The following is a 20,649-nucleotide window of genomic DNA, read 5'->3' as shown; positions in this document are numbered from 1 at the left end:
TCATAAGGTAAATATTGAGATCTGCGTCACATAATGGTTGAGTTTTCGCCGTATGACGTTTTAAGATCGCCTTCTCATCTTTCCAGCAACGAATCTCCGACATCCCTATGACAACGAACACAGTTTCCCGCAGGGTCGCGTGGCTACGCGTGGTCACGCTGGCCATTGCCGCATTTATTTTTAACACCACAGAATTTGTTCCGGTTGGGCTGTTGTCTGACATAGCAGAAAGCTTCCAGATGGAAACGGCGCAGGTGGGGATTATGTTAACTATCTACGCCTGGGTGGTGGCGCTGATGTCTTTGCCGTTTATGTTGCTGACCAGCCAGATGGAGCGGCGCAGGCTGTTGATCGGCCTGTTTGCCCTGTTCATTGCCAGCCATGTCCTGTCGTTTATGGCGTGGAATTTTACGGTGCTGGTCATTAGCCGCATCGGCATTGCCTTTGCCCACGCGGTGTTCTGGTCGATCACCGCGTCGCTGGCTATTCGGCTCGCGCCGGCGGGTAAACGCGCCCAGGCCTTGAGCCTGATTGCCACCGGTACCGCGCTGGCGATGGTGCTGGGGCTGCCCATTGGCCGCATCGTGGGACAGTACTTCGGCTGGCGTACCACCTTCTTTGCCATCGGCATGGGCGCGCTGGTGACGCTGGTGTGTCTGATTAAGCTGCTGCCCGCGCTGCCAAGCGAACACTCCGGCTCGCTGAAAAGCCTGCCGCTGCTGATGCGTCGCCCGGCGCTGCTGAGTATCTACCTGCTTACCGTTATCGTGGTCACCGCGCACTACACGGCGTACAGCTACATTGAACCGTTTGTGCAGGTGGTCGCGGGCTTTAGCGCAAACTTTGCCACCCTCTTACTGCTCATTCTCGGCGGCGCGGGCATTATTGGCAGCGTGCTGTTTGGTAAACTGGGTAACCAGCATGCCTCCTTGCTGGTGAGCAGCGCCATCGGCCTGCTTCTGGCGTGCCTGGTGCTGCTGCTGCCTGCGTCAGGCAGCGAAAGCCAGCTGGCGATCCTGAGCCTGTTCTGGGGCGTGGCGATCATGATTATTGGTCTCGGCATGCAGGTGAAAGTCCTGGCCCTGGCACCGGATGCCACGGACGTGGCGATGTCGCTGTTCTCGGGGATATTCAATCTGGGGATTGGCGCGGGGGCGCTGGTGGGCAATCAGATTAGCCTGCACGTATCGATGTCGGCGATTGGCTATCTGGGGGCGATTCCGGCGCTCGTCGCGCTCGTCTGGTCGGTACTCATCTTCCGCAAGTGGCCGGTGGCGCTGGAGGAACAGGGGCAGCACGGGTGAGGTGCGTTTGTGCCGGGCAAGGCGTAGCCGCCACCCGGCAATGACATCAGTGGTAGGTCTTAATAATCTCCAGCACGCCGTTAATAATAAACTGCACGCCCATACAGACCAGTAAGAAGCCCATCAGACGGGAAATCGCCTCGATACCGCCCTTGCCCACCCAGCGCATGATCGCACCGGAACTGCGCAGAGACGCCCACACGATAACCCCAATAAGCGCAAAAATTAGCGGTGGCGCAACGGTGAGTACCCAGTCCGGGAAGGTAGAGCTGTCGCGCACCGTCGATGCAGAACTGATGATCATCGCGATGGTACCCGGCCCGGCCGTACTCGGCATGGCCAGCGGTACAAAAGCAATATTCGCGCTCGGTTCGGACTCCAGCTCTTCAGATTTGCTGGTTGCCTCCGGAGACTCGTGCGCTTTCTGCGCCGGGAACAGCATGCGGAAGCCGATAAAGGCCACAATCAGCCCGCCCGCTATACGCAGCCCGGGAATTGAAATCCCGAAGGTGTTCATCACCAGCTGCCCGGCGTAGTAGGCCACCATCATAATGGCAAACACATACACCGAAGCCATCATCGACTGATGGTTGCGCTCGGCGCTGTTCATATTCCCTGCCAGCCCCAGGAACAGCGCCACCGTCGTTAACGGGTTAGCTAACGGCAGCAGTACCACCAGCCCGAGACCAATTGCTTTAATCAAATCCAACATAGTGCGTCGTTGTCCTTATCCATATTTAACATCGCGATTATAGGGTGAAAGTGTGACGTTCAGCCATCGGCGCAACGTAACGATAGTTTTCCTTTGGGAACGATACCCGTTTGTTATCTTCCTGATTTGAAAGGTTGCAAAAATCGTTCATGAAACGTTTTAGCAATTCGTGGCATCGGCTGATTCATTCAGTTGACTTATACTTGCCTGAGCAATAATATCTGCCGTGATTAAACTACTTGCCAGGGCAACCATTGTGAAAAGCACCAGTGATATCTTTAACGACGTTGTTCCGCTGGGTCGTCTTATTCATATGGTTAACCAGAAAAAAGATCGCCTGCTCAATGACTACCTGTCACCGCTGGATATCACCGCAACACAGTTCAAAGTGCTGTGTTCCATTCGCTGCGAAGTGTGTATCACGCCGGTTGAGCTGAAAAAGGTGCTCTCTGTCGATCTGGGTGCGTTAACCCGCATGCTCGATCGTCTCGTCTGCAAAGGATGGGTAGAACGAAGCCCTAACCCGAATGACAAACGCGGCGTACTGGTCAGGCTCACCAGCGATGGTGCGGCTATGTGCGAGCAATGTCATCAATTAGTAGGACAAACACTGCATCAGGAACTAACAAAAAACTTAACGGCAGATGAAGTGGCTACCCTTGAGCTTTTGCTGAAGAAAATACTGCCGTAAACAGAAAAAGAGGTATGACGATGTCCAGACGCAATACTGACGCTATCACTATTCATAGCATTTTGGACTGGATCGAAGATAACCTGGAATCGCCGCTCTCCCTTGAAAAAGTGTCTGAGCGTTCAGGTTACTCCAAATGGCACCTGCAACGGATGTTCAAAAAAGAGACCGGTCATTCATTAGGTCAATATATTCGCAGCCGCAAGCTGACGGAAATTGCCCAGAAACTGAAAGAAAGCAATGAACCGATCCTTTATCTGGCGGAGCGTTACGGATTTGAATCACAGCAAACCCTCACGCGTACGTTCAAGAACTATTTTGACGTGCCGCCTCATAAGTACCGAATCACCAGCGTGCCGGGTGAATCCCGTTATCTGTATCCGTTAAAACACTGTAGTTAATCATCGCCTGTAAAAGACGTAACCGAGGAAAAAATGAAAGTTACCGCCTCCGCCGCCCTCGCCTTGCTGGTGCTGTTTTCCAGCCAGACCTTCGCGGAGCAAACCCCAGGTGCAACGCAGCAAAATAATCATGACACGATGATTTTGCCGTCAGCACATGACCAGTCGCCTTATGATTTCAACCACATGGGTGCTGGTAGCGACAAATCCGACGAATTAGGCGTGCCTTATTATAATCAGCACGGCCTCTGATTCGTTTTTGCCCCGCAGCCGCGGGGCTTTTTTACGCCCTATCCCCTTACCCGCGCCGCCCGGCGAACCCGCAGGCCAAACACGTTGATGTATAGCCCGGCCATGATCAGCACGGCACCGAGCAGCTGCAGCGCGCTCAGCGTTTCATCCAGCAGTATCGCCGCACTGGCAAGCCCCACTACCGGAACCAGCAAAGACAGCGGCGCGACGCGCCAGGTCTCATAGCGCCCCAGCAGCGAACCCCAGATCCCGTAGCCCACGATGGTGGCGACAAACGCCAGATAGATAAGAGAAAAGATCGTGGTCAGATCGATCTCGACCAGGCTGTTCAGCATCACCTCCGGACCATCCAGAATAAACGACGCCACCAGAAACGGGATTATCGGGATCAATGCGCTCCAGACCACCAGAGACATCACCTGAGGCCTCGCCTCGTGCTGCATAATCAGCTTGTTGAAAATATTGCCGCACGCCCAGCTCAGCCCCGCCGCCAGCGTGAGCATAAACCCGAGCAGCGCCACATCCTGACCGTTCAGGCTGGCTTCAATCAGCACCAGCACGCCAAATACCGCCAGCGTTATCCCCGCCAGCTGCTTGCCCTGCAGACGTTCGCCAAACACAAATGCGCCGAGAATAATGGTAAAGAACGCCTGCGCCTGTAACACCAGCGAGGCCAGACCGGCCGGCATGCCGAACTTGATGGCGCAGAAGAGAAACGCGAACTGGCCAAAGCTGATGGTCAGACCGTAGCCCAGCAGCAGTTTTAACGGGATTTTCGGACGGGCGACGAAAAAGAGCGCCGGGAACGCCACCAGCATAAAACGCAAACCGGCCAGCATCAGCGGGGGCATGTTGTGCAATCCCAGCTTAATGACCACAAAATTGAGTCCCCATACCACGACCACCAGCAACGCCAGCAGTCCGTCTTTACGCGTCATATCCTGCCCCTGAATTATTAATAATTTGTTAACACTTCAAGGTAACAGAAAAAAGTGTGCCGCGAGAAGATCATTATTTCTGGCAGGCAGCTGAAGCACTTAGGGATAAATCGGGTGCTATACAAGCCCCTTATGTCATGGTAATCCTGTTAACACTCGTCTAAAAAAAGCATAAGCAACCGTCGGGAAGGTATATGAAACCATCTCTCAGGCGCTCAACCGCAGCGCTGCTGGCATCGTCATTGTTATTAACCATCGGTCGGGGGGCAACGCTGCCGTTCATGACCATTTATCTCACGCGCGTGTTTAATATGAGCGTCGAGAATATTGGTTATGCCCTGACGATTGCGCTGACCGTTGGCGTGGTGTTCAGCCTGGGATTTGGCATTCTGGCCGATAAGTTTGATAAAAAACGCTATATGCTGATCGCGATCGTGGCTTTTATCGCCGGTTTTGTCGCGATTCCGCTGGTGGATAACGTCACCCTGGTAGTGCTGTTCTTTTCCCTTATTAACTGCGCCTATTCCGTCTTTTCGACGGTGCTGAAAGCCTGGTTCTCGGACGTGCTGACCTCCAGCCAGAAAGCGCGCGTCTTCTCGCTCAACTACAGCTTTCTGAACATTGGCTGGACGATTGGGCCGCCGATTGGCACCCTGCTGGTGATGTACAGCCTGCAGCTGCCGTTCTGGCTGGCGGCCTTCTGCGCCGCGCTGCCGCTCGGGTTTATTCATTTCTTCGTGCAAAAAAGCGTCGCGCTGGATACCGCCGAGGAGAAGATGCCCTGGCAGCCGTCGGTGCTGCTGAAAGATCGCGCCCTGTTCTGGTTCACCCTCTCCGGCCTGCTCGCGTCTTACGTGGGCGGATCGTTCGCCAGCTGCATTTCGCAATACGTACTGGCCGCCAATGCCGACAGCGATTTTGCCCAGAAGGTGGTCGCCGTGGTGCTGCCCGTTAACGCCGCCGTGGTGGTGACGCTGCAGTACGCGCTGGGGCGGAAGATCTCCGCCAGCAATATTCGGCCTTTAATGACCTCCGCAACGCTGTTTTTTATCCTGGGTCTGGGAGGCTTTATGCTCTCCGGGGAGAACCTGATTTACTGGGGCATCGCCGCCGCCATCTTTACGCTGGGTGAGATTATCTACGCACCGGGTGAATACATGCTGATCGACAACATCGCCCCGCCGGGGATGAAGGCGAGCTATTTTTCCGCGCAGGCGCTGGGCTGGCTCGGCGCGGCGGCAAACCCGATGATCACCGGCATTATCCTGACCAACCTGCCGCACTGGTCGCTGTTTGCAATCATGATGGTTGCCATCGTCGTTGCCTGGCTGATGATTTTGCGGGGAATGAGCGTGAAGGCGTGGAACGAATCCCCCAAAGCGGCGTAAAAAATAGTGGCCGGGTAAGGCGAAGCCGCCCCCCGGCAATAACGCATCAGTGGTGCAGCATCTCCTCCACCACCTGCTCTTTGTACATCTCGTTTGGATAATAGGTCGGCCAGTTGTCCATCTCTTTCAGCAGCGCCTCGTGGGAGGTATTGCCCATAAAAAGATGGAAGTGCGATGAGGCTTTCGGCCCGATGATGTGGTCGCTGAACTGCACGAACTTCGGCGCCTTGCTGTCGGCATCCTTACACTCAAACAGATAGCGAACGCCTTTTTTGCCCGATGCGTAGGTCAGAATTTTGTAGCCACTGTAGTCATACTGACAGCTGCTGACCGCCTTGCCTCTGTGGAATTCCATTACGTTATTTTCAATGCCGATGGCATCCACGTCCGTGGCATATCCCTTGCGGTAGTACGCTTTCACCTCGTCAAAGGTTTTGCTTTTATCCTTCTGCGCTTTCTGTTTGAAGACCGGATCCAGCGAACCGTCCAGCAGGAACGGATACACCGACTGCCAGGTGCCGTCCCAGTCGGACAGCGTTCTGTCCTTCACGTCTTTATCCTCAAACACGCCGTTCGCCGCCTTCTGTTCCGCTTCGGTCATCTGATGGCCGTGCGAGTGAGCGAACAGCTGGCCGCTGACCAGCAGCGCCCCCAGAGTCATGGCAAATTTTCCAATATGTGCAGCCAAAGTAACGCCCTCATTCCGTTTTATAAGAATGATGATGTTATAATATAACATTTCAAATCGCAACCAGGCCGCGAACGCCCTCCTGCTCCATATTTTCGCCCCTCCCGCGCTGAATGATAGTGCCGCGGGACATCAGGAGATAGCTGTCGGCCAGCTCGGCGGCAAAGTCGTAAAACTGCTCGACGAGCAGGATTGCCATATCGCCTCTGTTTGCGAGGGTGCGGATCACCTGGCCAATCTCTTTGATGACGGAAGGCTGTATGCCTTCCGTCGGTTCGTCCAGAATCAGCAGCTGCGGACGGCTCGCCAGCGCGCGACCAATCGCCAGCTGCTGCTGCTGCCCGCCGGAGAGATCGCCCCCGCGGCGGTGCTTCATCTCTTTGAGAACCGGAAACAGCTGCCAGATCTCGTCAGGAACCTGCTTTGCCTCGCGGGCGGAAAAACGCGACAGCCCAAGCAAAAGGTTCTCTTCCACGGTCAGGCGCGGGAAAATCTCGCGCCCCTGCGGGACATACGCCACGCCGGACTGCACCCGCTGGTGCGGCCTGCTGTGGGTGATCGTTTTACCCTGCCAGATGACCTCCCCGGTTTTCGCCGGGATCAGCCCCATCAGGCATTTCAGCAGCGTGGTTTTCCCGACGCCGTTGCGCCCCAGCAGACAGGTGACTTCACCGGGAGCGGCTTCGAAGCTCACGCCGCGCAGGATATGGCTGCCGCCGTAGTACTGATTCAGTTCGTTAACCTGTAACATCATCGCTCCTTAGCGGCCCAGATAGACCTCAATCACCTGCTCGTTGGCCTGCACCTCGCGAAGCGAGCCTTCCGCCAGCACGCGCCCCTGATGCAGCACCGTGACGTGGTCGGCAATCGTTTCAACAAAGCCCATGTCGTGCTCCACCACCATCAGCGAATGCTTGCCCGCCAGGGTTTTGAACAGCTCGGCGGTGTATTCCGTTTCCGCATCGGTCATCCCGGCGGCGGGTTCATCCAGCAGCAGCAGGTGCGGGTCCTGCACCAGCAGCATGCCGATCTCTAGGAACTGTTTCTGCCCGTGCGAAAGCAGCCCGGCGCGACGGCCCCGCTCGCTGCCAAGGCGCAGAAGAACCAGCATCTCGTCAATGCGGTCCCGCTGCTCGCCGCTGAGTTTTGCCCGCAGGCTCGCCCAGACGGATTTATCGGTTTTCATGGCGATCTCAAGGTTCTCCCACACCGTCAGCGCTTCAAAGACCGTGGGTTTCTGGAATTTTCGGCCAATCCCCTGACGGGCAATGGCCGCAGGCTCCAGCCCGGTCAGGTCGATGGACTGGTCGTAAATCGCTCTCCCGCTTTTGGGTCGGGTTTTGCCGGTGATCACGTCCATCAGCGTGGTTTTACCCGCCCCGTTGGGGCCAATCACGCAGCGCAACTCGCCCACGCCGATATTCAGGGAGAGATCGGTCAGCGCCTGGAAGCCGTCGAAACTGACGTTAATGGCCTCAAGCTGAAGCACCGGGTCAGTCTGGTCCCGGTAGCGATCGCCGGGCAACTGGCGGGTAAATAACTCTTCCGTTGGCTGCATTATTTCTCTCCCTTACGCAACAGACCGTAGACGCCGCGCGGCAGGAACAGCGTGACGGCGATAAAAATCAGCCCCAGAAACAGCTGCCAGTACTCCGGCATGGCAACGGTAAAGAAGCTTTTCGCCCCGTTCACCAGCGCCGCGCCAATCACCGGCCCCACCAGGGTGCCGCGCCCGCCCAGCGCCACCCAGATGGCGGCTTCTATCGAGTTGGTCGGCGACATTTCACCGGGGTTAATGATGCCCACCTGCGGAACGTACAGCGCCCCCGCCAGGCCGCACAGCACGGCGGAGAGCGTCCACACCAGTAGCTTGAACCCGCGCGGATCGTACCCGCAGAACGTCAGGCGGTTTTCCGCGTCGCGCACGGCGGTCAGGATGCGGCCAAACTTGCTCTTCGCCAGCGCAAATCCGGTGCCCAACGCCAGAAGCAGCAACAGCACCGTCGCCAGGAACAGCGCGATGCGGGTTGCCGTTTCCGTCACCGAAAACCCGAGCAGCGTGGTGAAGCCGGTAAAGCCGTTATTGCCGCCAAAGCCGGTTTCGTTGCGAAAGAACAGCAGCATGCCCGCGTAGGTCAGCGCCTGGGTCATAATCGAGAAGTAAACCCCTTTGATCTTCGAGCGGAAGGCAAACCAGCCAAACACCAGCGCCAGCAAACCCGGCACCATCACGATCAGCACCAGCGCCCAGGCAAAGTGCTGGGTGCCCCACCAGAACCACGGCAGCTCGCTCCAGGAGAGAAACGACATAAACGCGGGCAGGCCGTCGCCTGACGCCTGGCGCATCAGGTACATGCCCATCGCATAGCCGCCCAGGGCGAAGAAGATGCCGTGTCCAAGAGAGAGCATGCCGGCGTAGCCCCACACCAGATCCAGCGCCACCGCAACGATGGCATAGCAGAGGATCTTGCCGATGAGCGTCAGCATCCAGGTCGACAGCGCCAGCGGATGCGTGGCGGGCAGCAAGGCGAAAAACGGTAAAATCAGCAGACACGCCACCAGCAGGCTGCCTGCAATCTGTGTCGTGCGCGGCGCTTTACGCGCCAGCGTTAAGGTCAGCGGCTGGCTCATCAGTCAATCACCCTCCCTTTCAGCGCAAACAGCCCCTGAGGGCGCTTCTGGATAAACAGGACGATCGCCACCAGAATCACGATCTTGCCCAGCACCGCCCCCATCTGCGGCTCAAGGATTTTATTGAATATGCCCAGCCCGAACGCGGCAGCCACGCTGCCTGCGAGCTGGCCTACGCCACCGAGAACGACTACGAGAAACGAGTCGATGATGTACCCCTGACCAAGCTCCGGCCCGACGTTACCTAGCTGGGATAACGCCACGCCGCCTAACCCGGCGATCCCTGAGCCCAGCCCAAACGCCAGCATATCGACGCGCCCGGTCGGTACCCCGCAGCAGGCGGCCATGCTGCGGTTTTGCGTCACCGCGCGCACGTTCAGCCCAAGACGGGTTTTATTCAGAATCAGCCAGGTGAAGAACAGCACCAGCAGCACGAAGCCCAGCACCACAATGCGGTTCCACGGCAGGGTCAGGTTAGCAAAAATCTGCACCCCGCCGGAAAGCCATGCCGGGTTTGCCACCTCGAGGTTCTGGGCACCAAAGGTCATGCGCACCAGCTGGATGAGCATCAGGCTGATCCCCCAGGTCGCCAGCAGGGTTTCCAGCGGACGACCGTACAGGTGACGGATCACGGTGCGCTCCAGCACCATTCCAATGCCCGCCGTCAGGCAGAACGCTACCGGCAAGGCGATAACGGGATAGAGCGCCAGCCACTGAGGGGCAAGCCCGGCCATTGCCTGCTGCACCATCCACGTGGCGTACGCCCCCAGCATCAGCATCTCGCCGTGGGCCATGTTAATGACGCCCAGCAGACCGTAGGTGATCGCAAGCCCCAGCGCGGCCAGCAGCAACACCGACCCCAGAGAAAGCCCCATAAACGCCTGGCCCAGCAGATCGCCCCACATCAGGCGATGCGTAATCTGGCTAAGGCTCTCTTCTGCGGCCGCGCGCACGCCGGCATCCGGCTCGGTCTGCGCCTGGGTAAACGGAGTGAGTCTGGACTGTACCTCCGGATCGTCTGACTGGCCCAGCAGTTCGACGGCCCTGCGGCGCACCTCCGGCTGCGGGCTCGCCAGCTGGAGATTCGCTACCGCCAGCAGGAGCGCCTGCCGCGCCACAGCGTCCGCTTCATCCCCGGCGCGCTTTTCCAGAAAAGCGAGCATGTCGGGCTGAGCATCCCGCTGGAGCTGACGGGCTGCAGCCCGCCTTTCGGTGACACTGTCACTAACAAGCTGATGCGTGGCAATGGCCGTTGCAGCCAGCACGCGCAGCCGGTTTGTCAGGCGTACAGCTTTGGTTTGCCCTACTGCCGCACGCGCCTCACCGAGCGAAACCATTTCGCCATTACGCTTCGCAAAGGCGTGCTTTTGGCTGTCGGTATACAGGTTTTCCTTTTGCAGGGACTGAAGCAGCGGAAGCCTGGCGGCATCCGGCGCAGCGGCCCACTGCGTGAGGAGCTCCGCCTGCTGGCCGCGGCTGGCGGCAACAAAACGATCGGCATCCGATGCCTGCGCCATCCCTGGCAGCAGTCCGGAAAGCCATACAAGAGCGATGAACATGCGCATGGCGTTCATGACGTTTCTCCCTGAGGCAATGGCCTAGTTGCTGGCGGTTTTCATCGGCTGGTCGGGCTTTTTGTCATTCCCGGCAATGAACGGACTCCACGGCTGGGCGCGCACCGGCTGTTCCGTCTGCCAGACCACGTTGAACTGGCCGTTGCCTTCAATTTCACCGATCATGACCGGCTTATGCAGATGATGGTTGGTAGCATCCATGGTGAGCGTAAAGCCAGACGGCGCCTTAAATGACTGACCGGCCATCGCCGCGCGCACCTTATCCACGTCGGTGGTGCCCGCTTTTTCCACCGCCTGTGCCCACATATGGATCCCCACGTAAGTCGCTTCCATCGGGTCGTTGGTCACCACGGTATCGGCATTCGGCAGCTTGTACGCCTTCGCATAGGCTTTGTAATCCGCGACGAACGCCTGGTTGGTTGGATTATCCACGGACTCAAAGTAGTTCCACGCCGCCAGGTTACCCACCAGCGGTTTGGTGTCGATTCCGCGTAGCTCTTCTTCGCCGACGGAGAACGCCACCACCGGCACGTCGGTGGCCTTCAGCCCCTGGTTAGCCAGCTCTTTGTAGAACGGCACGTTGGAGTCGCCGTTGATGGTCGACACCACGGCGGTTTTGCCGCCGGCGGAGAATTTCTTGATGCTGGCGACGATGGTCTGGTAGTCGCTGTGACCAAACGGGGTGTAAACCTCTTCGATGTCCTTATCCTCCACCCCTTTCGAATGCAGGAACGCGCGCAGGATCTTGTTGGTGGTGCGCGGGTAAACGTAGTCGGTACCCAGCAGGAAGAAGCGCTTCGCCCCGCCGCCGTCCTCGCTCATCAGGTATTCCACCGCCGGGATGGCCTGCTGGTTCGGCGCCGCGCCGGTATAGAAGACGTTTGGCGACATCTCTTCGCCTTCATACTGCACCGGATAGAACAGCAGGCCGTTCAGCTCCTCAAACACCGGCAGCACGGATTTGCGCGAAACCGACGTCCAGCAGCCGAACACCACCGCCACTTTATCCTGGCTCAGCAGCTGGCGAGCCTTCTCGGCAAACAGCGGCCAGTTTGAGGCCGGATCCACCACCACCGGCTCCAGTTTCTTACCCAGCACGCCGCCTTTGGCATTGATCTCGTCGATGGTCATCAGGGCGACGTCCTTCAGCGGGGTTTCGGAGATGGCCATCGTGCCGGACAGAGAGTGCATGATCCCCACTTTGATGGTGTCGGCCGCCTGCACGCCAAAACTCATTCCCATCGCCACGACGGACGCGGATAACGCAAAGGCTTTTAATAAGGTACGACGCTGCATATTTTCACTCCTGAAAAAGAACGCTGTGCGAAAACGTCCGTTACGGCATGGACGCGGAAATAAAGGTGTCAGCGAAGCAGGAGCAAAAAGGATGCCAGAATGGAGGAAGCGTTATTGCAGGAGACAGACGGCAGGATGTAAAGAGAACGACTCAGAATGGCACAGCGCTGCACTTTTATAATGCAGCGCTGAGGAAGCGGTTTTACCAGACTTCGCTGGCGATCTGCGTCACCAGACGGACCTTATCCCACTGCTGGGACTCACTCAGGCTGTTGCCCTCTTCGGTGGAGGCAAAACCGCACTGCGGGCTGAGGCAGATTTGCTCTTTCGCCACGTATTTCGCCGCCTCTTCCAGACGGGCCTTCACGCCTTCCGGGTTCTCCAGCTCACCGTTTTTCGTGGTGATCAGGCCCAGCACCACCTGCTGCTTGCCCGGGCGAACGAAGCGCAGCGGCGCGAAATCCCCGCTGCGGTCGTTATCGTATTCCAGGAAGAATGCGTCAACGTTGACCGTCCCGAACAGCACTTCCGCCACCGGCTCGTAGCCGCCTTCGGAAATCCAGGTTGAACGGAAGTTACCGCGGCAGACGTGCAGCCCGATGGTCAGATCCTCCGGCTTGCCTTCCAGGGCATTGTTCAGTACGCGGGCATAGATTTGAGCCAACTCATCGGCATCGTCGCCGCGCTCGCGGATCTGACGGCGCTGGTCGTCCGAGCAGAGGTAGGCCCAGACGGTGTCGTCCAACTGCAGATAACGGCAGCCCGCGTCGTAGAATGCGCGTATCGCGTCGCGCCAGGTGGTTGCCAGATCGTCGAAATAGTCGTTCAGATCCGGGTACACCGTCGCGTCGATGTCTTTGCGCCCGCCGCGGAAATGGAGCACGCTTGGGCTGGGAATGGTCATCTTCGGCTCGGCATTGCCGCTGATGCTTTTCAGATAGCGGAAGTCTTCCAGCATCGGGTGGTCGCCAAAGCCCAGCTTGCCGGTCACGCGCACGCCGTGGGCTTTGGTTTGTACTCCGTTGAACTGAATCCCCTGCTGTGAATCGTAACGCTCAACCCCCTGAAGACCGTCGAAGAAATCGAAGTGCCACCAGGCACGGCGAAATTCACCGTCGGTCACCACATGCAGGCCGCACGCGCACTGCTGCTCGACGACGTGGCGAATAGCCTCGTCCTCCACCGCGCGAAGCTGTCCGGCATCAATCTCGCCGCTGGCGAATTTCAGGCGAGCCTGCTTGATGGCATCCGGGCGTAAAAAGCTGCCGACTACGTCGGCGCGGTATGGGGCGTGCTGTCGTTGCATGGAAATCTCCTCAGTCTGCCGGTATTAATTGCCCGCAGTGATAATTCATTATTTGAACCTTTAGACTTCTGGATGTCTAAATGTCCAAAAAAGATGTCATACCTTACCGTTTCCGGCAAACGAGAAAATTTCACGGGTGTTGAAAAAAATTCATCTTCACAGCGCGTCAGCGTGCGCCTGGCTGGCAAAGGCGTAGCGTTCATCTTCCCAGCCGGTGATGCCGCCGAGCATGATTTTGACCGGCAGCCCGAGACGCGCCAGCTTCAGCGCCGCCCTGTCCGCGCCGTTACAGTGTGGCCCCGCACAGTAGACGACAAACAGCGTCCCTTCCGGCCATTGAGACATCCGCTCAGCGGTCATCTGGCTCCAGGGCATATGCAGTGCGCCCGGCACATGGCGGCGGGCAAACTGCTCCGGGCTCCCCACCACGTGCAGCAGCACGAAGTCCTGCTCATTATTGGCGATGGCGTGATGCACGTCGGCGCAGTCGGTTTCGACGCTCAGGCGACGCAGAAAATGGGTAACGGCTTCCTGCGGCTCGGCAGCCGGAAATTCAGTAACATAGCTCATGATCCTTCCTCATCTTTGGCGTTTGTGTTAACACTACTCTATCCACAAATTCAGCCCGTGAATGCGCTCGCTTATGCCAGAAAACAGCAAAAAGATGACAAACTTAAGACAGATTACCCGCCCGCAGGTGGTGGTGCTGGCGTATGACGGGCTATGTACCTTTGAGTTTGGCGTGGCGGTTGAGATTTTTGGCCTGCCGCGTCCGGAGCTGGGCGACGACTGGTATCGTTTTGCGGTGGCGAGCGTGGATAGCGGAGAACTGCGGGCGACCGGCGGGATCCGCATCGTTACCGATGGGGACTTGAGCCTGCTTGCGTCGGCGGACCTGATCGTGGTTCCCGGCTGGCGGGGGCTGGACTCACCGGTTCCTCCGGCGCTCTGCGAGGCGCTGCGCCAGGCCAGCGCGCGCGGATGTCAGCTGCTGTCCATCTGCTCGGGCGTGTTCGTACTGGCCGCTACGGGGCTGCTGAACGGACGTAAAGCCACGACGCACTGGCGCTACATTGACGCGCTTAAGGTCCGCTACCCTGACATCGAGGTGGTTGAGGATGTGCTCTACCAGGACGAGGGCGATATCCTGACCTCCGCGGGCAGCGCGGCGGGGATCGATCTCTGCCTTCATGTTGTACGAAGGGATTATGGGCTGGAAACCGCCAACAGCGTGGCGCGTCGGCTGGTGATCCCCCCTCACCGGGATGGTTCACAGCCGCAGCATTTGAGCCGCCCGGTGGCGCAGCTGCGGGAAAGCCAGCGCCTGGGCCAGCTGTTTGATTTTCTGCACACGCATCTTACCGAGCCGCACAGCGTCGACTCGCTGGCGCGTCGGGTCGGCATGAGCCAGCGCACCTTTCTTCGTCGCTTCGAGGCGGCAACGGGCACGACGCCCGCACGCTGGCTGCTTAATGAACGCCTGCTGAGAGCAAAAGATTATCTGGAGAGCAGCCGTTTAAGCATCGACAGCATCGCGGAACAGACCGGGTTTGGTCAGGCGTCGACGCTGCGTCATCATTTTCGTCAGCAGTTTGCGCTTTCCCCGGCTCAGTATCGCAAACAATTTTCACGTTCTGATACTGCCCGCTAGCGGCAAAAGCGCAAAAAAAACCGCCATTATCTGGCGGTAAATGCTTGCATGGATAGATTTGTATTTTGGTCTCTACGTCCCCGACGCTCCATGGTCGGGCAGCGGATCTCATACAAACTAACACTGGCTGTCTCAACGAAAGCTAAACAGCCTGATTAACTCGCGCTGGTGTTGATTTGCAAATAGCGCATCAGGCCCTGCTCAGCGCTCTGCCTGGCATCATCGTTAAGGGCCTCGAGATAAAACGATCGCGATACGCCATAGGGAGCCTTTTCAGAGGGATAAACCGCAAACTGGAATGTTTTTCCCCGTGCCGGATGGGTGCAGTCTAATTCCCAGCGCTGTTCATTTACTCTTTTACTAGTGCAGGCTACGCGTCCATAGTCGCTGGTTAAATAGGAACCAACGCGAATTTCAGCGGACTGAATATATTCTGGTTCGTCATTACCTGCATAACGAATCGCTGCAACGGCACCTACCGCAACAGCCAGAAGCGAAAACGCTATTATTTTTTTCATTTATGAATGACCCATTCCTTAGCCAGAGATTCACTATTATATAGGATTTATCCTTAAAGCGAACATCCAACTATGGACCAGAAATAGGAGGTTTACAAAAACGCACATATATTTTAAGAAAAATCCTAATCGGTATTATGAACCCACGTTATTTGACATTTTCTTTGCGCTATTTTGAAATTTTGAATAATAACCCTAAACAATAATTGGCATGATTAACCCGCGCTGTTCTTATTCGGTGAATTTATGTTCAAAAAAGGGCTATCTTTTATCATGCTTATTTGTGCCCTCTTTTCCGGCCAGCTGATGGCCGGGCACAAAGGGCATGAATATGTTTGGGTAAAGAATGTGGAACATCAGCTGCGGCATGAGGCCGACAGTGACGAGTTACGCAGTGTAGCGGAAGAGTCAGCGGAGGGTTTGCGCGAACACCACCTGTGGCAGAAATCGCGCAAACCGGACACGCACGTAAGGTAATTAACTGCCCTTGCGTTTCGGAAGGGTTTTCATCAGATCGTCCGGGCTCACGGACGCAACGATGCTGCCCGGCGGTGGCATTTTGAAAATGTGGTTTTTCATTTTGCCGATAACATGCATTTCACAAGGACGGCAGTCAAACTTCAGGGTCAGGACTTCGTCACCGTTGACCAGCTGCATGGGGGTGGCCTTCCAGCTTTTAATATTCCCTTTCGCCTGTTTCGGGCACAGGTTAAAAGCAAAGCGCAGGCAGTGCTTGGTGATCATCACCGGCACATCGCCCTTCTCTTCGTGCGCTTCATAGGCCGCGTCGATAAGCTGCACGCCGTGGCGATGATAAAATTCACGCGCTTTATGGTTGTAAACGTTGGCCAGAAACGATAAATGGGTGTCCGGATACACAGGCGGAGGAACGGATTCGGCCTTACGGCTGCCGCGCGGGTACTGCGCCAGGCGTGCGGCATCCAGCATCTCTGCCGTTTCGCGGCGGAACTGGTTCAGCAGGCTGTTCGGCACGAACAGCGCGTCCGGCAGATTAACCTCGATGGCGCGCGCGTAGTAAATCGTCTGGCCCAGCTTCGCTACGCCGTCCTTCAGGCTGTTAAGCGCTTTCTCCGCGTTGTTTGCCACCTCGAACAGGCCATCAAGGGTATGCGTTACGCTGATGCCGTCTTCGCAGGTCATGGTCAGGATCAGCTGCTCTTCCCAGCCGCCCAGCTCAATGTCCACCGCGATGCGACGCTCGCTGGAGGTTTTCAGCAATGCCTGCTGCCAGTTATGATCCAGGTTACGGTTGAGCGGCGCGTTCGGCCTTGCCTTGTAGAGATCGGCAGGCATTTCATTCGGCCAGACGCGGTAGCGGTTCTCGCCGGTTTTTTCGACCGTGTTGGCGCGGAAGCCCACCACTTCACGCTTAATCATCACGTTCAGGCCGTCGCCGTTCGCCAGCGGCTCGGTCACTTCAACGTCCAGGTGATCTTTCGCCACTTTCAGCACCTCGCCGACCGGTAAACCGATAAACTTCGGTGAGTCAAACGCGCCAATATCCCCTTTGCGGGCGTTCACGAAATAGTCCGTGCTGCCGCGGTGGAAGGTTTTGTCCGTTGACGGAATAAAGAAATGTTCGGTACGACCGGCCGAGGCGCGCGCCAGGTCACCGCGATCTTCGATGATGGCGTCCAGCATCTGGCGATAGTGCGCGGTGATGTTCTTCACGTAGCTCATATCTTTGTAGCGCCCTTCAATCTTAAAGGAACGCACGCCCGCGTCGATCAGCGCGCCCAGGTTGGCAGTCTGATCGTTATCCTTCATGGAAAGCAGGTGTTTTTCGAACGCCACCACGCGACCCTGGTCGTCTTTCAGGGTATACGGCAGACGGCAGGCCTGCGAGCAGTCGCCGCGGTTGGCGCTGCGGCCCGTCTGCGCGTGGGAAATGTTGCACTGGCCGGAATAGGCCACGCACAGCGCGCCGTGGATAAAGAATTCGATCGTCGCGTCGGTTGCCTGGTGAATATCGCGGATCTGATTGAGGTTCAGCTCGCGGGCCAGCACGATCTGCGAAAAGCCCACGTCGGAGAGAAACTTCGCCTTCTCAACCGTACGGATATCACACTGGGTGCTGGCATGCAGCTCGATAGGCGGAATATCCAGCTCAAGCACGCCCATATCCTGAACAATCAGGGCATCGACGCCGGTCTGGTAGAGATCGGTAATCAGACGCTGCGCGGGCTCCAGCTCATCATCATGAAGAATGGTGTTCAGGGTCACGAACACTTTCGCCCCGAAACGGTGGGCGAACGGCACCAGATCGGCAATATCGCGCAGGCTGTTGCTGGCGTTATGGCGGGCACCGAAGCCAGGGCCGCCGATGTAGACGGCGTCAGCGCCATGAAGGATCGCTTCACGGGCAATGGCGGCGTCGCGGGCCGGGCTTAAAAGTTCAAGATGATGGGATTGCAGGCGCATACTTCGTCGTTATCCGTTATGGTCAAAATGGCGGCTATTGTAGTCAGAAGTATGCGCCAGCGAAACAGTTTTGCGTAGCCTCAGCGGGGATAATGGATCAGAGAGTGAAAATGCACCGGCCTGTCGCTGCTGTTGCGGTAGGCGTGCGGTTTATCACCGGCAAAACGGATGCCCGAATCGGCATGCACCGTCTGCCACTCACCGTTGATGTTCATCTCCAGCTCGCCGCTGATGACCACCACATGTTCAATCACGCCTGCCTCATGCGGCGTGGACTCGCTCAGGGCTCCCGGTGCCAGCGTGATAGAGAAATGATCGAACCGGAGCGTCTCATCCCAGGGAAAGAGTGGTTTGACCACCATCGCCTGCTGCTGTGAATCAAACACAGCCGGCCTGTCCGCCTCAGGCGTAATGAAAGCGGAAAACGGGACGTTCAGCCCGGTGGCAATTTTCCACAACGTCGACACCGTCGGGCTGGACTCATTGCGCTCGATTTGCCCAAGCATCGCTTTCGACACGCCCGTTTCGTCCGCCAGCTTCGACAAACTCCAGCCGCGCGCCTGGCGCAGCGTTTTCAGCGTTGCTGCAAGATGTTGTGTAATGTCCATGCTCCCTCCTGATGGCCCTGAGCATACCACTTGTACGCTATAGCGCACAGTGTTACCTTATTGCGGACGTTATAACGCACAGCGGAGTTTCTATGCGCCCTATCTCTCATCTCGTTCCAGTCGTACTGGCTGGCTTTGTCGCCGTTCTGGTCGGTTACGCCAGTTCGGCAGCCATCATCTGGCAGGCCGCCGCGGCGGCAGGCGCCAGCGCGCAGCAGATTGCGGGCTGGATGACCGCGCTGGGGGTTGGGATGGGCGTCAGCACGCTGGCGCTCTCCTGGTGGTATAAAGCTCCGGTGCTGACCGCCTGGTCTACGCCCGGCGCGGCGCTGCTCGCCACCAGCCTGCACGGCGTGACGCTGGCCGAGACAATCGGCGTGTTTATCTTCGCCAACGCGCTCATTTTACTCTGCGGCATGACCGGGCTTTTCGCCCGCCTGATGAAGCTGATCCCACACTCACTGGCCGCGGCCATGCTGGCAGGCGTACTCCTTCAGTTTGGGCTGCATGCGTTTGCCCATCTGGACGGGCACTTTCTGCTGTGCGGCAGCATGATTGCCGCGTGGCTGCTGGCGAAAGCGCTGGCACCGCGCTATGCGATCGTCATTACGCTGCTGGTGGGCGGGATCGTGGCATGGGCGGGAGGTGACGTTGTCACCGATAAAATCACCATTTCCTTCGTGATACCTGAGTTTATTGCGCCCACGTTCACCTTCACCAGCCTGGTGAGCATCGGCTTGCCCTTCTTCCTGGTGACCATGGCCTCGCAAAATGCGCCCGGTTTCGCGACCATGAAAGCGTCCGGCTATCCGCTGGCGGTCTCACCGCTCATTATTTTTACGGGTGGGCTGGCGCTGCTGCTGTCCCCCTTCGGCGTCTTTTCCATCTGCATAGCCGCCATTACCGCCGCTATCTGTCAAAGCCCGGATGCCCACCCCGATGCCGGTAAACGCTGGCTGGCGGCCATCGCCGCGGGCGGGTTTTATCTGCTGGCGGGAGTGTTCGGCGGATCCATCACCGGGATAATGGCTGCGCTGCCGCTCAGCTGGATCCAGACGCTGGCCGGTCTGGCGCTGCTGGGTACCATCAGCGGGAGTTTATATCAGGCGTTGAATCATGAAGCGGAGCGCGACGCGGCTATCGTCACGTTTCTGATGACCGCAAGCGGCGTTACGATCCTGGGCATCGGCTCGGCATTCTGGGGGCTGGTGCTGGGCGGCGTAAGCTATGCCCTGTTTTCACGCGCTCGCCGCGCGCAGCTGTGACGGCGTGATGCCCATGACGCTGCGAAAACGGTTACTGAAGTGGCTGGCGGAGTTAAACCCGCAGGCCAGCGCGATATCCGTCAGCGGCGTCGAGGTATTCTGCACCAGGTTTTTCGCTTTTTCCATGCGCCGTTGCATGACGTACTGATGCGGCGCCAGCCCCGTCGACTGGCGGAACATGCGGGCAAAATGGTATTCGCTGAGCGCGGCCTGCGCCGCCAGCTCGGCCAGCGTCAGGGGCTGTCCGAGGTTTTCTTCAATAAAGGCCAGCACGTTGCGCAGAACAAACGGCGATAGCCCGCCGGTAACGACCGGAAGCTTCCACTGAACGTTGGCGTAGTTTTGCAGCAGGTGGGTCAACAGCAGCGTAGAGGCCGTGCTCAGGGTGAGCTGGTTGGCCTGCTGCTGCCAGTCGCAGCCGAGCAGAAACTGGCGGTACAGCGCGGTGATCTTCGGGTCGCTGCCAAAAATGCGCTCGTCCAGAGTCAGCGACAGGGGCCGCTTGTCCCAGATTTTTTCGCCCACATCGCGCAGGTGTTCATCGGTGCAGTAGAGATGGACAAACGACAGGTCATCGCGGATGTCCCACGTCGATTCGCTCTCTTTCGGCATGAGACAGAAACGGTCCGGTCCCCCGCCGTTCTTCCAGCCGCCCGGCGTCTTTTGATAGCTTTCGTAACCGTCGGCGACGTACAGACTAAGGGTATGATGATTGCTTTTGACCGTTATCGTATCGTGCTTGTTGTACCACGCCGCCAGCTGAATGCCGGAATTGAGCGCGACCGTTTCCCGCAGGACCGCATTCTGCTGGCGAAGCGTTTCAAAGGTATCGTAAGCGTAAGACATAACCGTTAGCGCGTTATTGTGTGAACGCTCAGTCTAAGAACTGTTGTCCCCCGTTGCCAGCCCCCGGAAAAGAAAAAAGCGCAAGATTTTGCAAGTCTACCGCAAGCCGGTGAAAGCCCCAGAGCGATGACAGCGCCA

Annotated in this window: 22 protein-coding genes; 8 read left to right on the top strand and 14 right to left on the bottom strand. The window is 57.7% G+C overall.

The window, feature by feature from the left end; genetic code table 11:
- The first annotated feature begins 107 nt into the window (after positions 1–107).
- Positions 108–1,304 (top strand): sugar transporter, encoded by a 1,197-nt coding sequence (locus IM303_RS11540; RefSeq protein ID WP_041909997.1) that lies wholly within the window; start codon positions 108–110, stop codon positions 1,302–1,304.
- A 46-nt stretch (positions 1,305–1,350) separates the two neighbouring features.
- Here IM303_RS11540 and IM303_RS11535 read toward each other — a convergent pair whose 3' ends face one another.
- Entirely contained in the window at positions 1,351–2,016 is a 666-nt protein-coding gene (locus tag IM303_RS11535) for a MarC family NAAT transporter (RefSeq protein ID WP_041909999.1), read from the bottom strand.
- A gap of 256 nt (positions 2,017–2,272) precedes the next feature.
- Here IM303_RS11535 and marR point away from each other — a divergent pair, with 256 nt between their 5' ends.
- The 3 genes from marR to marB are packed head-to-tail and all read left to right on the top strand — an operon-like array spanning position 2,273 to position 3,360.
- Positions 2,273–2,707: a multiple antibiotic resistance transcriptional regulator MarR gene (marR, locus tag IM303_RS11530; RefSeq protein ID WP_028013139.1), complete on the top strand. Its 435-nt coding sequence runs from the start codon at positions 2,273–2,275 to the stop codon at positions 2,705–2,707.
- A gap of 20 nt (positions 2,708–2,727) precedes the next feature.
- Positions 2,728–3,108, top strand: coding sequence for an MDR efflux pump AcrAB transcriptional activator MarA (gene marA, locus IM303_RS11525; RefSeq protein ID WP_008502237.1), 381 nt, complete (start codon positions 2,728–2,730; stop codon positions 3,106–3,108).
- Positions 3,109–3,141: 33 nt separating this feature from the next.
- A complete protein-coding gene (gene marB / locus IM303_RS11520; protein ID WP_028013138.1) occupies positions 3,142–3,360 on the top strand; it encodes a multiple antibiotic resistance protein MarB in 219 nt (72 codons plus the stop codon).
- Between the two features lie 38 nt (positions 3,361–3,398).
- Here marB and eamA read toward each other — a convergent pair whose 3' ends face one another.
- The gene (gene eamA / locus IM303_RS11515) at positions 3,399–4,298 is read right to left on the bottom strand and encodes an O-acetylserine/cysteine exporter (protein WP_192971062.1); all 900 of its coding nucleotides are present in this window, start codon (positions 4,296–4,298) and stop codon (positions 3,399–3,401) included.
- A gap of 194 nt (positions 4,299–4,492) precedes the next feature.
- Here eamA and ydeE point away from each other — a divergent pair, with 194 nt between their 5' ends.
- Positions 4,493–5,686, top strand: a complete 1,194-nt coding sequence (ydeE, locus tag IM303_RS11510) for an efflux MFS transporter YdeE (RefSeq protein WP_193359933.1) — start codon at positions 4,493–4,495, stop codon at positions 5,684–5,686.
- 46 nt (positions 5,687–5,732) lie between these two features.
- On the opposite strand, the gene zinT is transcribed toward ydeE, so the two are convergent.
- From zinT to IM303_RS11470, 8 genes are all read right to left on the bottom strand, one after another.
- Positions 5,733–6,374 (bottom strand): metal-binding protein ZinT, encoded by a 642-nt coding sequence (zinT, locus tag IM303_RS11505; RefSeq protein WP_193359932.1) that lies wholly within the window; start codon positions 6,372–6,374, stop codon positions 5,733–5,735.
- Positions 6,375–6,426: 52 nt separating this feature from the next.
- Entirely contained in the window at positions 6,427–7,125 is a 699-nt protein-coding gene (gene urtE / locus IM303_RS11500) for an urea ABC transporter ATP-binding subunit UrtE (protein WP_028013134.1), read from the bottom strand.
- 9 nt (positions 7,126–7,134) lie between these two features.
- A complete protein-coding gene (gene urtD, locus IM303_RS11495; protein WP_048999557.1) occupies positions 7,135–7,932 on the bottom strand; it encodes an urea ABC transporter ATP-binding protein UrtD in 798 nt (265 codons plus the stop codon).
- Positions 7,932–9,005 (bottom strand): urea ABC transporter permease subunit UrtC, encoded by a 1,074-nt coding sequence (gene urtC, locus IM303_RS11490; RefSeq protein WP_047368539.1) that lies wholly within the window; start codon positions 9,003–9,005, stop codon positions 7,932–7,934. The genes urtD and urtC overlap by 1 nt, the downstream gene beginning before the upstream one ends.
- Positions 9,005–10,579 carry an urea ABC transporter permease subunit UrtB gene (gene urtB / locus IM303_RS11485; RefSeq protein ID WP_193359931.1) on the bottom strand — a complete coding sequence of 525 codons (1,575 nt, stop codon included), beginning with the start codon at positions 10,577–10,579 and terminating at the stop codon, positions 9,005–9,007. Before urtB ends, urtC begins: the two co-directional genes overlap by 1 nt.
- Before the next feature lie 24 nt (positions 10,580–10,603).
- Positions 10,604–11,875: an urea ABC transporter substrate-binding protein gene (urtA, locus tag IM303_RS11480; RefSeq protein WP_192986895.1), complete on the bottom strand. Its 1,272-nt coding sequence runs from the start codon at positions 11,873–11,875 to the stop codon at positions 10,604–10,606.
- Positions 11,876–12,077: 202 nt separating this feature from the next.
- Positions 12,078–13,181, bottom strand: coding sequence for a cobalamin-independent methionine synthase II family protein (locus tag IM303_RS11475; RefSeq protein ID WP_193359930.1), 1,104 nt, complete (start codon positions 13,179–13,181; stop codon positions 12,078–12,080).
- A gap of 156 nt (positions 13,182–13,337) precedes the next feature.
- On the bottom strand, positions 13,338–13,751 hold the full coding sequence (locus tag IM303_RS11470) for a rhodanese-like domain-containing protein (protein ID WP_047365183.1): 414 nt from the start codon (positions 13,749–13,751) through the stop codon (positions 13,338–13,340).
- Between the two features lie 73 nt (positions 13,752–13,824).
- On the opposite strand from IM303_RS11470, the gene ftrA reads away from it, so the two are divergent.
- The gene (ftrA, locus tag IM303_RS11465; RefSeq protein WP_192986893.1) at positions 13,825–14,832 is read left to right on the top strand and encodes a transcriptional regulator FtrA; all 1,008 of its coding nucleotides are present in this window, start codon (positions 13,825–13,827) and stop codon (positions 14,830–14,832) included.
- A gap of 155 nt (positions 14,833–14,987) precedes the next feature.
- Here the strand turns inward: ftrA and IM303_RS11460 are convergent, their stop codons facing one another.
- Positions 14,988–15,350, bottom strand: a complete 363-nt coding sequence (locus IM303_RS11460) for a hypothetical protein (protein WP_045260501.1) — start codon at positions 15,348–15,350, stop codon at positions 14,988–14,990.
- Between the two features lie 246 nt (positions 15,351–15,596).
- On the opposite strand from IM303_RS11460, the gene IM303_RS11455 reads away from it, so the two are divergent.
- Positions 15,597–15,827 (top strand): DUF2554 family protein, encoded by a 231-nt coding sequence (locus tag IM303_RS11455; protein WP_047368536.1) that lies wholly within the window; start codon positions 15,597–15,599, stop codon positions 15,825–15,827.
- On the opposite strand, the gene IM303_RS11450 is transcribed toward IM303_RS11455, so the two are convergent.
- Together IM303_RS11450 and IM303_RS11445 are read right to left on the bottom strand one after the other, a co-directional pair.
- Positions 15,828–17,792: a U32 family peptidase gene (locus IM303_RS11450; protein ID WP_193359929.1), complete on the bottom strand. Its 1,965-nt coding sequence runs from the start codon at positions 17,790–17,792 to the stop codon at positions 15,828–15,830.
- 80 nt (positions 17,793–17,872) lie between these two features.
- The gene (locus IM303_RS11445) at positions 17,873–18,400 is read right to left on the bottom strand and encodes a helix-turn-helix domain-containing protein (protein WP_193359928.1); all 528 of its coding nucleotides are present in this window, start codon (positions 18,398–18,400) and stop codon (positions 17,873–17,875) included.
- A 92-nt stretch (positions 18,401–18,492) separates the two neighbouring features.
- On the opposite strand from IM303_RS11445, the gene IM303_RS11440 reads away from it, so the two are divergent.
- Positions 18,493–19,665 carry a benzoate/H(+) symporter BenE family transporter gene (locus IM303_RS11440; RefSeq protein WP_193359927.1) on the top strand — a complete coding sequence of 391 codons (1,173 nt, stop codon included), beginning with the start codon at positions 18,493–18,495 and terminating at the stop codon, positions 19,663–19,665.
- Here IM303_RS11440 and IM303_RS11435 read toward each other — a convergent pair.
- Positions 19,639–20,511: a helix-turn-helix transcriptional regulator gene (locus IM303_RS11435; RefSeq protein WP_193359926.1), complete on the bottom strand. Its 873-nt coding sequence runs from the start codon at positions 20,509–20,511 to the stop codon at positions 19,639–19,641. The two genes, IM303_RS11440 and IM303_RS11435, sit on opposite strands and share 27 nt — an antisense overlap.
- Between the last annotated feature and the right edge of the window lie 138 nt (positions 20,512–20,649).

The sequence above is a fragment of the Enterobacter cloacae complex sp. P38RS genome (genome assembly GCF_014930775.1).
GTDB lineage: Bacteria > Pseudomonadota > Gammaproteobacteria > Enterobacterales > Enterobacteriaceae > Enterobacter > Enterobacter bugandensis.
Note: the sequence above shows the minus strand (reverse complement) of the source record. Positions and strands in the feature narration are given on the sequence as shown.